Annotated in this window: 13 protein-coding genes, 2 rRNA genes and 1 riboswitch; of the genes, 1 reads left to right on the plus strand and 14 read right to left on the minus strand. The window is 49.4% G+C overall.

Annotated elements, in window-relative coordinates:
- Nucleotides 1-6: 6 nt before the first annotated feature.
- The 11 genes from purH to purE are packed head-to-tail and all read right to left on the minus strand — an operon-like array spanning nt 7 to nt 11,274.
- Complete coding sequence (gene purH, locus KNP04_RS13195; RefSeq protein WP_214876672.1) at nt 7-1,527, minus strand: bifunctional phosphoribosylaminoimidazolecarboxamide formyltransferase/IMP cyclohydrolase; 1,521 nt, start codon at nt 1,525-1,527, stop codon at nt 7-9.
- Nucleotides 1,524-2,102 carry a phosphoribosylglycinamide formyltransferase gene (gene purN, locus KNP04_RS13200; RefSeq protein ID WP_214876674.1) on the minus strand — a complete coding sequence of 193 codons (579 nt, stop codon included), beginning with the start codon at nt 2,100-2,102 and terminating at the stop codon, nt 1,524-1,526. The genes purH and purN overlap by 4 nt, the downstream gene beginning before the upstream one ends.
- Nucleotides 2,099-3,133, minus strand: coding sequence for a phosphoribosylformylglycinamidine cyclo-ligase (gene purM / locus KNP04_RS13205; RefSeq protein ID WP_214696720.1), 1,035 nt, complete (start codon nt 3,131-3,133; stop codon nt 2,099-2,101). Before purM ends, purN begins: the two co-directional genes overlap by 4 nt.
- Before the next feature lie 12 nt (nt 3,134-3,145).
- Nucleotides 3,146-4,555 (minus strand): amidophosphoribosyltransferase, encoded by a 1,410-nt coding sequence (purF, locus tag KNP04_RS13210; protein WP_214758269.1) that lies wholly within the window; start codon nt 4,553-4,555, stop codon nt 3,146-3,148.
- The gene (gene purL, locus KNP04_RS13215) at nt 4,531-6,750 is read right to left on the minus strand and encodes a phosphoribosylformylglycinamidine synthase subunit PurL (RefSeq protein ID WP_214876676.1); all 2,220 of its coding nucleotides are present in this window, start codon (nt 6,748-6,750) and stop codon (nt 4,531-4,533) included. The genes purF and purL overlap by 25 nt, the downstream gene beginning before the upstream one ends.
- Nucleotides 6,734-7,414, minus strand: coding sequence for a phosphoribosylformylglycinamidine synthase subunit PurQ (purQ, locus tag KNP04_RS13220; RefSeq protein ID WP_214696716.1), 681 nt, complete (start codon nt 7,412-7,414; stop codon nt 6,734-6,736). Before purQ ends, purL begins: the two co-directional genes overlap by 17 nt.
- A complete protein-coding gene (gene purS, locus KNP04_RS13225) occupies nt 7,411-7,653 on the minus strand; it encodes a phosphoribosylformylglycinamidine synthase subunit PurS (RefSeq protein WP_074032936.1) in 243 nt (80 codons plus the stop codon). The genes purQ and purS overlap by 4 nt, the downstream gene beginning before the upstream one ends.
- The gene (purC, locus tag KNP04_RS13230; protein WP_214876678.1) at nt 7,650-8,354 is read right to left on the minus strand and encodes a phosphoribosylaminoimidazolesuccinocarboxamide synthase; all 705 of its coding nucleotides are present in this window, start codon (nt 8,352-8,354) and stop codon (nt 7,650-7,652) included. The genes purS and purC overlap by 4 nt, the downstream gene beginning before the upstream one ends.
- Nucleotides 8,355-8,402: 48 nt before the next feature.
- On the minus strand, nt 8,403-9,695 hold the full coding sequence (gene purB, locus KNP04_RS13235; RefSeq protein WP_214696700.1) for an adenylosuccinate lyase: 1,293 nt from the start codon (nt 9,693-9,695) through the stop codon (nt 8,403-8,405).
- The gene (purK, locus tag KNP04_RS13240; RefSeq protein WP_214876680.1) at nt 9,692-10,786 is read right to left on the minus strand and encodes a 5-(carboxyamino)imidazole ribonucleotide synthase; all 1,095 of its coding nucleotides are present in this window, start codon (nt 10,784-10,786) and stop codon (nt 9,692-9,694) included. The genes purB and purK overlap by 4 nt, the downstream gene beginning before the upstream one ends.
- A complete protein-coding gene (gene purE / locus KNP04_RS13245) occupies nt 10,786-11,274 on the minus strand; it encodes a 5-(carboxyamino)imidazole ribonucleotide mutase (RefSeq protein ID WP_214785783.1) in 489 nt (162 codons plus the stop codon). Before purE ends, purK begins: the two co-directional genes overlap by 1 nt.
- Before the next feature lie 69 nt (nt 11,275-11,343).
- Nucleotides 11,344-11,445: riboswitch (purine riboswitch) on the minus strand.
- 147 nt (nt 11,446-11,592) lie between these two features.
- Between purE and KNP04_RS13250 the strand changes: the two genes are divergently transcribed.
- Complete coding sequence (locus tag KNP04_RS13250) at nt 11,593-12,063, plus strand: NUDIX hydrolase (protein WP_214876682.1); 471 nt, start codon at nt 11,593-11,595, stop codon at nt 12,061-12,063.
- A gap of 42 nt (nt 12,064-12,105) precedes the next feature.
- Here the strand turns inward: KNP04_RS13250 and KNP04_RS13255 are convergent, their stop codons facing one another.
- The 3 genes from KNP04_RS13255 to KNP04_RS13265 form a co-directional block, all read right to left on the minus strand.
- On the minus strand, nt 12,106-12,297 hold the full coding sequence (locus KNP04_RS13255; protein ID WP_015880702.1) for an NETI motif-containing protein: 192 nt from the start codon (nt 12,295-12,297) through the stop codon (nt 12,106-12,108).
- Nucleotides 12,298-12,381: 84 nt separating this feature from the next.
- Nucleotides 12,382-12,498, minus strand: a 5S ribosomal RNA gene (rrf, locus tag KNP04_RS13260).
- A 52-nt stretch (nt 12,499-12,550) separates the two neighbouring features.
- Nucleotides 12,551-12,637: ribosomal RNA gene (locus KNP04_RS13265) — 23S ribosomal RNA — on the minus strand; the annotation flags it as partial.

Below are 12,637 nucleotides of genomic sequence, written 5' to 3' on the forward strand. Positions count from 1 at the left end.
CCCCTCTCAGTGTTTAAAATGTCTGACCGATGTGAACACCATCGTAATACCGTGACGGTTTGCCGCTTCAATCGATTCGGCATCGCGAATTGATCCACCTGGTTGGATGATGGCTGTAATGCCTGCCGCTGCTGCCGCTTCGACCGTGTCTGCCATTGGGAAGAACGCGTCACTTCCAAGCGCTGCGCCCGTCGCACGTTCACCTGCTTGTTCGAAAGCGATTTTTGCAGCTCCGACGCGGTTCATCTGTCCCGCTCCGATTCCAATCGTCGTCTCATCTTTCGCTACGACAATGGCGTTTGACTTCACGTGTTTGACGACGCGCCATGCGAGTTTCAAATCTTCCCATTCGGATGCTGTCGGGCGACGGTCTGTCACGATTTGGCAAGCTGCATCATCGAGTGTCATGTCGTCCCCATCTTGTACGAGCAACCCTCCAGCGACAGCTGTTAAGCGCATCCCTGTCATTTGACCCATATCCAACGTTAATAGACGAAGGTTCTTTTTCTCTTTCAATCGTTCAAGTGCTGCCTCACTAAAGGATGGGGCAATGATGATCTCTAAAAAGATGTTTCGAAGGGCATCTGCCGTTTCTAAATCGACTTCGCGGTTCAAGGCAACGATTCCACCAAAAATAGAGACCGGGTCAGCCGCATGTGCACGTTCGAACGCCTGAGAAATCGTCCGTCCTACTGCCACACCACATGGGTTCATATGTTTGACGACGACAGCAGCCGGTTCATTCAACTCACTGAGTGCTTCAAGCGCCGCGTTCGTATCCTGAATGTTGTTATACGAAAGTTCTTTCCCGTGGAGTTGTGTCGCATTCGCGAGTGTCATCCCATCATATAAAGGCGTTTTATAAAACGCTGCTTGTTGGTGCGGGTTTTCTCCGTAACGAAGGTCTTGAACTTTTTCATACGTGACCGTCAATTGTTCTGGGAAAGTTTCTCCGGTTTGACGTCCTAAATAATCGGCGATCAATGCGTCATAAGCAGCCGTATGACGAAACGCTTTCGTCGCGAGACGTTGGCGTGTCTCAAATGATGTGCCACCTTCACGTACTTCATCCGCAACGAGTGTATAGTCACTCGGATCAACGACAACCGTGACGCTCGCATGGTTTTTTGCAGCTGAACGCAACATACTCGGGCCACCGATATCGATATTTTCAATCGCTTCTTCGTACGTCGTATTTTCTTTTGCAATCGTCTCTTTAAACGGATAAAGATTGACGACCACGTAATCGATTGGTTCGATATCATGGTCTTTCATTTGAGCGACATGTGTATCGAGGTCGCGACGTCCGAGCAATCCGCCGTGAACGAGTGGGTGTAACGTCTTGACACGACCATCTAACATTTCTGGGAACGATGTCACCTCAGAGATGTTTTTGACCGGTAAACCGGCTTTCTGGAGTGCCGCCTCGGTCCCTCCTGTCGAGATGAGTTCGATGCCCGCCTCATGTAGGACAGTTGCTAGTTCCACAATTCCTGTTTTATCAGAAACACTTAATAATGCTCTCACTTGAAAACCTCCTGTTGATTCAACACTTGTTGTAATACGCGCGGATACAGTTGATGTTCAATCGCTTGAATGCGTCGTGTCGCTTCCGTGCGGTCGCATCCTTCAATCTCGACTGACGCTTGTGCGATGATCGGACCCGTGTCCATCCCCGCATCCACATAATGAACCGTCACGCCACTCGTCGACACGTTCGCGTCAAGCGCCTGACCAATCGCGTCTTTCCCCGGAAACGCGGGCAAGAGTGAAGGATGAATGTTTATGATTCGGTTCGGATATGCGGATAGTAACACATTTCCGATCAAGCGCATATACCCTGCTAACACAATATAGTCCACTCGAAGCGAATCGAGAAGGACGAGGATTTCTTCCTCGAACTCCTCTTTAGACGCATACGTTTTCGGTGTGAAGGAAAAGCTTGGAATCTCGTGACGCTCCGCACGGTCGAGAACCGTCGCTTCTAGTTTGTCCGTGACGAGCAACACGCACTCGGCTGACAATTGCCCATCGGCAATCGCCTGCCAAATGGCTTCAGCGTTACTCCCTGACCCTGATGCAAAGATGGCAAATCGTTTCATTGGTCCACTCCTGAGATTCGGATTCCTGGACGACTCTCGACTTTCCCGATTCGATGCGCTGTTTCACCGACACGTTCGAGCGCCGCTTCGACCAGTTCCACATCTTCAGGACGTACCGTAATCATATAACCAATGCCCATGTTGAAGACGTTGAACATTTCCTGTTTCGAGATGTTTCCGACTTGTTCGAGCCAGTCGAAGACAGGAAGGCTTGGCCAACTCGATGCATCGAACGTGATCCCGAGTCCTTCCGGTAACATACGAGGGACATTCTCATAGAAACCACCGCCTGTGATGTGAGCCATTCCTTGTACTTTACCTGTCGAAATCGCCGCTTTCGCCGCTTCAGCGTAAATGCGTGTCGGAAGAAGCAACGCGTTCCCAAGTGTTGTATCGAGCATCGCAATTTCATCCGTATAGTGAAGACCTTGCGCTTCGACGATATGACGTACAAGAGAAAAACCGTTTGAATGAACCCCTGAAGAAGCAAGACCTAGAACGACATCTCCATCCTGAATCGTCGAACCGTCGAGTAAGTGCTCTTTCTCAACGACCCCGACCGCAAACCCGGCAATGTCATACTCCCCATCCGGGTACATTCCAGGCATCTCAGCCGTTTCTCCTCCGACGAGGGCACAACCGGCTTGGACACATCCTTCAGCGACCCCGGCGACGATGCGCTCGAGTTTAGCCGGCTCTGCTTTTCCTGTCGCGATATAGTCGAGAAAATAGAGCGGTTCTGCTCCATGAACGAGGCAATCGTTGACGCACATCGCGACGCAATCAATTCCAATCGTGTCATGTTGGTCGAGCGCGAAAGCCAACTTCAGCTTCGTCCCGACCCCATCCGTCCCACTCACGAGAATGGGATGTTTCATGTTCATCGAGCCGAGATCAATCATCGCCCCGAAACTACCGAGCCCTGTCATTACTTCTGGACGCATCGTCCGGGCAACATGACGTTTCATACGGGATACGGCCTCGTACCCTGCTTCTAAATTCACACCCGCTTGTTCATATCGAACGCTCATCGGTTTTCCCCCTTAAGCCTTTGTCTCTGTCACGAGTTCTGCAAGTTCAGTCGGATAAAGTCCCGTGAAGCATGCAGCACACTGCCCGCGTAACGCTCCTTCGAATGGACGATCGATGGCTTCGACCGTTCCATCCAATGTGAGAAACGCTAGTGAATCGGCACCAATCTCTTCTCTGATTTCTTCAACGGATTTGGTTGCCGCAATTAACTCTTCCTTCGTTGATGTATCGATTCCGTAATAGCATGGATGCTTGATTGGCGGTGACGTGATGCGCACGTGCACTTCCGTCGCGCCTGCCTCTCGAAGCAAGGTAACGATTCGGCGGCTCGTCGTTCCTCGGACGATGGAATCATCGACCATGATGACCCGCTTCCCATTCACGACACCGCGTAACGCCGACAGTTTCATCTTCACGCCGCGCTCCCGTAATTCCTGAGAAGGTTGAATGAATGTCCGTCCGACATAACGGTTCTTAATAAGTCCCATCTCGTATGGGATTCCACTCGCTTCGGCATAACCGATTGCCGCGGAAATACTCGAGTCCGGTACCCCCGTCACGACATCCGCTTCGACCGGCGCTTCTTCGAACATCTTTTTCCCCATGGCTTTACGCGCCGTATGCACGTTGATGCCGTCGATGATCGAGTCCGGACGTGAGAAGTAAATGTATTCCATCGAACACATCGCACGAACTGCCGCTTCACTGAAGCGTTCAGATGTGATGCCCTCGTTCGTAATCATGAGTAACTCGCCTGGTTCAACATCTCGGACATACGTCGCTCCAACGACGTCAAACGCACATGTCTCTGATGCGAAAACGTACGCACCGTCTTCCGTCTGCCCGAGTGACAAAGGACGTAACCCATGAACGTCGACTCCGACGTATAGGGCATCTTCTGTCAAAAATAAGAAGGCGAATGCTCCAACGAGACGAGCCAAGCTATCTGCAATGCGTTCTTTCAATGAATTACCGCGACTCCGCTTAATGAGATGGGCCACGACTTCCGTGTCGGACGTCGTCTGGAAGATCGCACCTTCCGCTTCGAGCATATGTTTCAACTCAGTCGCATTCACAAGGTTTCCGTTATGCGCCATCGCCAAATCACCTGTCAACGACTTGAAATGGAGCGGTTGAACGTTCTCGAGCGTGTTGCCGCCCGCTGTCGAGTAGCGTACGTGACCGATCGCATGATTCCCGGTGAGTGCGTCGAGAGACGTTTCGTCAAATACTTCGGTGACGAGTCCGAGTCCACGTTTCGCGTGGAGACGCTCTCCGTCTGCCGTTACGATTCCCGTTCCTTCTTGGCCACGGTGCTGCAAACTGTGAAGTCCGTAGTAGGCAAGGTGTGACGCTTCGATGTGACCGAACACACCGAAGACGCCACATTCCTCGTTCATGCCTCGGATGTCATATAACATGGAATAGCTCCTTCCCATACACGTTCCAACTCTTGCACATCCATTTCAATCAAGCGATTGCTCGCGCGAACGACAACGGTTGCCGTTTCTGTAACCGTACCGATTGCTGTTCCGTTCGTCATGCTCGCGAATGCCTCGGCCTGCGTTTGGTCGACTGTCACGAGGAAGCGTGACTGGGATTCACTAAATAACGCAGTGACGAGATCTGTATCGATTGTGACATCGACACCAAACCCTGTTCCGAAAACGAGTTCTGGTAACGCTGCCGCAAGACCACCTTCTGACACATCGTGTGCCGCCGTGACAAGACCTTCACGAATCGCTTGAAGTAATGCTTTCTGCGTCTGACGTTCTTCCTGAAGGTCGAGTGTCGGCGCATGTCCGCTCACTTTTCCGTCTTGGAGCATTTGAAGGGCACTACCCCCAAATTCTGCTTTTGTCTCTCCGAGTAAGAAGACAACGTCTCCGGCTTGTTTCGCAAACGATGTCGTAATGTGCTCTGGCTTCTCAATGAGACCGACCATTCCAACGACCGGTGTCGGATAAATGGCTTGTCCGTTCGATTCGTTGTACAACGATACGTTTCCACCAATGACAGGTGTATCGAGCGTCCGGCACGCTTCCGCCATTCCTTCAACGGCTTGGTCGAGCTGCCAGAACCCTTCCGGTTTATCCGGGCTTCCGAAGTTGAGACAGTCCGTCAAAGCAAGAGGCGCTGCACCACTTGCGACGATGTTACGTGCCGCTTCAGCGACAGCGATTGCCCCACCGACACGCGGGTCGAGATAGACGTATTTCGCGTTACAGTCGGTTGTCATCGCGAGCGACTTCTCCGTCTCACGAATGCGGATGACTGCAGCATCACTGCCCGGTGCGACGACTGTCGATGTTTGAACCATATGGTCGTATTGCTCATACACCCAACGTTTCGAAGCGATACTTGGCATCGCAAGAACGTCTTTCCATGTCGCCATCACATCTTCGACGATTGGTGTAACAGGACTCATGGCTTGGAAAGCTTCGTAGTAGGCTGGTACTTTTGAAGGTTTATGATAGACAGGAGCGTCTTCTGCGAGCGCGTCGACAGGTACCTCTGCTGCAACTTCTCCTTGGTGAACGAGGCGAAGCACTTTCTCTTCGATGACCTCGCCGACTTTGATCGCGTGAAGTCCCCACTTCGTCACGATCGATTCAATCTCGTCTTCATGTCCGGCTTTGACAACGAGAAGCATCCGTTCTTGTGATTCCGATAGCATCATCTCGTAAGGTGTCATGCCTGTCTCACGTTGCGGGACGAGGTCTAAGTTCATCTCAATCCCCATGCCGGCTTTTGAGGCCATCTCCGCTGAAGAAGATGTCAACCCTGCTGCCCCCATGTCTTGAATCCCGACGAGCGCCGGGTGTTTGATGACTTCAAGACACGCTTCAATCAATAACTTCTCCATGAACGGGTCTCCGACTTGTACGGCTGGACGTTTCTCGTCCGCGTCTTCCCCGAGTTCTTCAGAGGCGAATGTGGCACCATGGATTCCGTCGCGTCCAGTCGTCGCTCCGACATACATGACCGAGTTTCCGACACCTTCTGCGATTCCTTTTTGAATATCTTCATGACGGATGAAACCAACGCACATCGCGTTGACGAGTGGGTTCCCTGAGTAGGCCGGGTCAAAGGCGACTTCGCCACCGACAGTCGGGATACCGACACAGTTTCCGTAACCGGCAATGCCTGACACAACATGACCGAATAAATGTTTCACACGTGATTCGTTCAAATCTCCGAAACGGAGTGAGTTCAATAATGCAATCGGACGGGCACCCATCGAGAAGATGTCACGAATGATTCCGCCCACCCCAGTCGCCGCCCCTTGATAAGGTTCAATCGCTGACGGGTGGTTATGACTCTCGATTTTGAAGGCGACAGCTTGACCGTCTCCGATATCGACGATTCCTGCCCCTTCTCCTGGTCCTTGTAAGACGTGCTTTCCGGTTGTAGGAAACTTCCGGAGCACAGGTTTCGAGTTTTTGTACGAACAGTGTTCAGACCACATGACCGAGAAGAGACCGATTTCTGTATAGTTTGGCTCCCGGCCAAGCAGTGAGACGACGAGAGCGTATTCGTCGTCCGATAATCCCATCGTGGCATAAATCTTTTCATCGCGGATTTGCGTAGCTGTCGGTTCAGTTGTAAGTAACATGTCGTGCCCCCCATTTTACAATTGACGTGAATAACCGTTTACCGTCTTCCCCACCGAGCAATGCTTCGACCGCACGCTCTGGGTGTGGCATCATGCCGAGTACATTTCCTGCTTCGTTCGTGATGCCGGCGATATTTTCGACCGATCCGTTCGGGTTCTCTTTATAGGTGAACGCAATCTGACCATTTGCCTTCAATGTCTCGAGTGTCGCCTCGTCACAGTAGTAGTTGCCCTCACCGTGTGCGATTGGCACGCGAATCGTTTCCTGTGCCGCATAGTCACTTGTGAACATCGTCTCGTTATTTTCAACGACAAGTTCGACAGTCTTACACATGAATTTCAAATCACGATTTCGCATCAACACGCCTGGGAGGAGTCCCGCTTCGACAAGTACTTGGAATCCGTTACATACGCCAAGCACCGGACGTCCTTCTTCTGCGAAACGTTTTACCTCCGCCATAATCGGTGAAAATTGGGCGATTGACCCGCAACGCAAGTAATCTCCATATGAGAAGCCACCTGGTAAGAGCACCCCATCGAACCCTTCAAGTGAGGTTTCTGTATGGAACACGTATTCCGCTTCTTCCCCGAGCACGTCTTTTACCGCGTGATACATGTCGAGGTCACAGTTTGATCCTGGAAAGACGATGACCGCGAACTTCATGCAAGTACCCCCATCTCGATTTCATAATTCTCAATGACCGTGTTGACGAGTAGTTTCTCACACATCTCTTTGACCATGTCTTCTGTCGTTTCGTCAGCGACCTGAAGTTCGATGACTTTCCCGATGCGTACCGATTCAATTCCAGCGAATCCAAGATGCTCGAGTCCGCCTTTCACAGCTACTCCTTGTGGGTCGAGTACACTTTCACGTAACGTCACATACACGTTTACTTTTTTCATTGTCCATTTCCCCCTATGCGTGTTAGCAATTGTCCATACGTCTCAGTCAAAGAACCTAAATCGCGACGGAATACGTCCTTATCAAGCTTTTGTTTCGTCTCTTTGTCCCACAGTCGGCACGTGTCTGGTGAAATCTCATCCGCTAAGATGATGGTTCCGTCCACTTTCCCGAATTCTAGTTTGAAATCAATCACGTCAATGCCGTGTTGACCGAAGAAATCGAGTAATACGTCATTTACCCAAAGACCAAGTTGTCGCAATGTTTCGACTTCTTTATGTGTAGCGACTTGCAACAAACGGATATGGTCTTCTGTTAGGAGCGGATCCCCAAGAGCATCATCCTTATAGTAGAACTCGACAATCGGTGCAAGTAGCGGTGTCCCTTCTTCCCAACCGAGTCGTTTCGCCAGGCTTCCTGCCGCTACGTTTCGGACAACCACTTCTAACGGAATGATGTCAACACGGCGTACCAACTGTTCTCGCTTTGAGATTCGTTTGATAAAGTGCGTCGGAATCTTGTTGTCATGCATCAATTCGAACAGCTGTGTCGTGATGGCGTTGTTCAGGATCCCCTTCCCATCAATCGACTCTTTCTTCTCTCCATTGAATGCTGTCGCATCGTCTTTATAATATACGCGAAGCACTCCCGCTTCTTCTGTCTCAAATAACGCTTTCGCCTTGCCTTCATAAATTGCTTTCATCTGAACCGTCCCCCTTAAAAGTGAGAGGGGCATATCGCCCCTCAACGATTACAAACCACAGCGTTCAAAAATTGTATCGACACGGCGTACGTGATAACGCGGATCGAACAATTCATCGAGCTCTTCACTCGTAAAGAGTGCGCCCATTTCTTTGTCTTCTTCAATCAATGTTCGGAACATCGTCTCTTCTTCCCACGCTTGCATCGCCTTCGGTTGAACCGCGTCATATGCGGCTTCACGCGACCAGCCTTTCTCGATGAGGCCGAGTAGAATACGTTGCGAGAAGATAATCCCAAACGTACGATCCATGTTGCGACGCATGTTATCTGGGAAGACCGTCAAGTTCTTCACGATATTACCGAAGCGATTCAACATATAGTTAAGAAGAATCGTCGCATCCGGAATAATGATGCGTTCTGCTGACGAGTGCGAGATGTCACGCTCATGCCAAAGCGGAACATTTTCATAAGCCGTCATCATATGACCGCGAATGACACGCGCAAGACCCGTCATGTTTTCAGAACCGATTGGGTTTCGTTTATGCGGCATCGCCGACGATCCTTTTTGCCCTTTTGCGAAAAACTCTTCCACTTCACGTGTCTCTGTCTTTTGAAGACCGCGAATCTCGGTAGCCATCTTTTCAATCGATGTCGCGATCAATGCGAGCGTCGACATATACTCGGCATGACGGTCACGTTGGAGTGTCTGTGTCGAGATCGGTGCGGCTTGGATGCCGAGCTTGTCACACACATATGACTCGATGAACGGATCGATATTCGCAAACGTCCCGACGGCTCCACTCATTTTCCCAAACTCAATCGTTTCGCGTGCTGCCATGAAGCGTTTCTTGTTGCGCTTCATTTCTTCATACCAGAGGGCGAGCTTCAAACCGAACGTTGTCGGCTCTGCGTGCACACCGTGTGTCCGTCCCATCATGATGTCATATTTATGCGCTTTTGCTTTTTCTGCAAGAATGCCGATGAAGCGATCTAAATCGGCTTCTAAGATGTCATTCGCTTGCTTGATTAAGTACGAGAGTGCCGTATCGACGACATCCGTCGACGTCAATCCGTAGTGTACCCATTTCTTCTCTTCCCCGAGTGTCTCTGAGACCGCACGCGTGAACGCAATCACATCGTGACGCGTCTCTTGTTCAATTTCTAAAATACGATCAACATCAAACGATGCTTTGTCCCAAAGGACTTGTACATCTTCTTTCGGGATAATCCCAAGTTCACTCCAAGCTTCACACGCGTAAAGCTCAACTTTCAACCAAGCCTCGAACTTATTTTGATCAGTCCAAATGTTCGCCATCTCTGGGCGGGTGTAGCGTGAAATCATAAAACGGTCTCCTTCCAAATTGCCAGTTGTTCGATGGTATGAAGCGCATCCTCGACCGTGTCACCGAGAACATTCAAGTGTCCCATCTTGCGACCTGTCTTCGCTTCATCTTTTCCATACAGATGTAGTTTAACATTCGATGGCAATGCTTTGACATTGAGTCGTTGCATATGTTCACCGAGAAGATTGACCATGACGACCGGAGTGGTCAGTGTCGTTCGTCCGAGACGCATCCCCGTCACGGCTCGAATGTGTTGTTCAAATTGTGAGGTCTCACATGCATCAATTGTGTAATGTCCAGAATTATGTGGACGTGGTGCGAGTTCGTTTACGTAAAGGCGACCATCTGGCATGACGAACAACTCGACAGCGAGTGTTCCCATCAACCCGATGTGGTCTGCGAGTTGAAGTGCGAGATGTCTCGCATCTTCTTGAATCTCATCAGCCACACGAGCCGGTACGATGGATAGATGTAGAATGTTGTTGTGATGAATGTTTTCACTGATTGGGAACGTTGACGTTTCTTCTTCTCCTCGTGTCACAATGACCGAGATCTCTTTTTCAAACGGCAACCAAGTTTCAGCGACATATTCTTGTTCGGTGAACTGTTCAATGAATGCCTGAACATCCTGTTCCGTCCGAATGACTGTCTGCCCTTTTCCGTCATAGCCGAAGCGACACGTTTTGATGACAAATGGCAACCCAAGCTTCTCTTTCGCCACCTGAATATCTCGAACGGTACGGACTGAAATATAAGGTGCGACTCGTAGTCCGGCAGATTCAATCATTTGTTTTTCTAAGATGCGATGTTGCGTCGCTTTCAATACATCCATTCCTTGTGGACATTTTTCTTCAATCGCAGCAATCATTTCTGTGTCAATATTCTCAAATTCGTACGTCACGATGTCAGAACGGGCAGCGAGTTTCTTTGCGGCGTCGACATCATCAAATGAGGCAACAATGGAATCTGCCACTTGAGCAGTCGGTGCATGTGGGTTTGGATCGATACAAAGTGTCGTATACCCCATTGCACTCGCACTAAGAGACATCATCCGTCCAAGTTGTCCTCCACCTAAAATTCCGATTCTCATCAGACCAACTCCTCCGTTCCTCGCATCGCCATCTCTTGTTTCTTCTCCCGAAATGCATCAAGTCGATTTGTAATGTCTGTGGAGTGAATGCTAAGAATTTGAGCAGCAAGTAATCCTGCATTTGTCGCTCCCGCTTTACCAATCGCAACAGTTGCTACTGGAACTCCTGCAGGCATCTGAACAATCGAGAGTAGCGAATCCATTCCATTGAGTGCTTTAGACTGAACAGGGACACCGATGACAGGAAGTGTCGTTTTCGCAGCTACCATTCCAGGGAGGTGGGCTGCTCCACCAGCACCCGCAATGATTACTTGAATGCCTCTGCCTCGTGCCTCTTCAGCATATTCGAACATAAGGTCTGGTGTACGGTGAGCTGATACGACTTGTTTTTCATATGGAATCTGTAACTCATCTAACATGTCACATGTATGTTTCATCGTCTCCCAGTCAGATGAACTACCCATGATTACTCCAACTACTACGTTCATTCCAAATGTCCCCCTTACAAAAAGAAATCCCTAAACCGAGCAATCAGTTTAGGGTATAGGCATGACAAATACACGTCAGCTACACCCCATAGTCTGATCAGAATCGGTGATCAGGTAGAAACTTGCAAGCCATTTCCTTGCGATTATATGGAGCACTATTTATTTTTCCTATCTCACACGCCTATCGTACCTTGTTCTTTGAAAACATGTCAATAAACTGCGAACATTTTAATTGTCTGAATATTTATCGTTCGCTTTTTGGGTATAAGAAGAATCTTCTCAGTATATCCTGTATTCTATTATAAAAGGGGGAGTTAGATGAGTTACATATCGAGTCTTCGGGAAGTGATTGGCAACCGTCCGATCATCAGCGTTGGAGCGACCATTTTGGTCATCAACCAAAAACAAGAGGTACTGATGCAATTCCGATCGGATACACTTGACTGGGGTTTACCAGGAGGATCGATGGAGCTCGGAGAAACGTTGGAAGAAGTCGCTGCACGAGAATTAAAAGAAGAAACTGGACTTTTCGCTAAGCAATTTGAATTCATTCAAGTCTTTTCCGGTCCGGATGGTTACTTTAAATATCCGAACGGCGATGAAACATACGGTGTCATCCATTTATATCAGGCAAAAGGAGTACATGGAGAGCTTCTGATGGAAGACGGTGAAAGCCTGGCTCTTGAATACTTTAGTAAAGAGAATCTTCCTAAAAAGATAGAGAAACGCGCTCAAACTTTATTGGATGCGCTTGGAGACCGATGCTTTGAACGCAAGCATTCATTTTAAGATATAAAAAAGCCGTCACACAGATAGTGTGACGGCTTGGCATTAGGATTCTTTAGAGACGCATTCAAATAAAATCGATTGATGGGAATGGACAGGTTCATCTTTGGCTCCCGTTTGCTCAAAGACGGGCTTTTCAATGCGGCGTATAGGACGATAACCCATTTCATTGATTCGATCTAAACATTCGCTGACCGTTTCATTTGGTTCGACATATACTTTGATCTTCTTAGCCATTTCTTACGTCCTCTCTTCCACTAGACTAAATCGATGATAAGAAAAAACGGCGGCCCTTGAGCGAATGCTCCAGAACCACCGTTTGCCTGGCAACGTCCTATCCTCACAGGGGGAGATCCCCCAACTACTTTCGGCGCTGAGACGCTTAACTTCCGTGTTCGGCATGGGAACGGGTGTGGCCGTCTCGCTATCGCCACCAGACTTTAGGGCTTGTTCCCTGAAAACTGAGGATTCATCAACACAAACCATAGACTAGATCAAAGCCTCGACCGATTAGTATCATTCAGCTCCACGTGTCACCACGCTTCCACCCATGACCTATCTACCTCATCGTCTCTGA

The sequence above is a fragment of the Exiguobacterium sp. CH10 genome, from assembly GCF_018617635.1.
Classification (GTDB): domain Bacteria; phylum Bacillota; class Bacilli; order Exiguobacteriales; family Exiguobacteriaceae; genus Exiguobacterium; species Exiguobacterium aestuarii_A.

Excerpts from the sequence above, each read along its gene's own strand:
- purN (WP_214876674.1), bottom strand. The coding sequence starts at position 2,102 with ATGAAACGATTTGCCATCTTTGCATCAGGGTCAGGGAGTAACGCTGAA.
- purM (WP_214696720.1), bottom strand. The coding sequence starts at position 3,133 with ATGAGCGTTCGATATGAACAAGCGGGTGTGAATTTAGAAGCAGGGTAC.
- purF (WP_214758269.1), bottom strand. The coding sequence starts at position 4,555 with ATGTTATATGACATCCGAGGCATGAACGAGGAATGTGGCGTCTTCGGT.
- purL (WP_214876676.1), bottom strand. The coding sequence starts at position 6,750 with ATGTTACTTACAACTGAACCGACAGCTACGCAAATCCGCGATGAAAAG.
- purQ (WP_214696716.1), bottom strand. The coding sequence starts at position 7,414 with ATGAAGTTCGCGGTCATCGTCTTTCCAGGATCAAACTGTGACCTCGAC.
- purS (WP_074032936.1), bottom strand. The coding sequence starts at position 7,653 with ATGAAAAAAGTAAACGTGTATGTGACGTTACGTGAAAGTGTACTCGAC.
- purC (WP_214876678.1), bottom strand. The coding sequence starts at position 8,354 with ATGAAAGCAATTTATGAAGGCAAGGCGAAAGCGTTATTTGAGACAGAA.
- purB (WP_214696700.1), bottom strand. The coding sequence starts at position 9,695 with ATGATTTCACGCTACACCCGCCCAGAGATGGCGAACATTTGGACTGAT.
- purK (WP_214876680.1), bottom strand. The coding sequence starts at position 10,786 with ATGAGAATCGGAATTTTAGGTGGAGGACAACTTGGACGGATGATGTCT.
- purE (WP_214785783.1), bottom strand. The coding sequence starts at position 11,274 with ATGAACGTAGTAGTTGGAGTAATCATGGGTAGTTCATCTGACTGGGAG.
- KNP04_RS13250 (WP_214876682.1), top strand. The coding sequence starts at position 11,593 with ATGAGTTACATATCGAGTCTTCGGGAAGTGATTGGCAACCGTCCGATC.
- KNP04_RS13255 (WP_015880702.1), bottom strand. The coding sequence starts at position 12,297 with ATGGCTAAGAAGATCAAAGTATATGTCGAACCAAATGAAACGGTCAGC.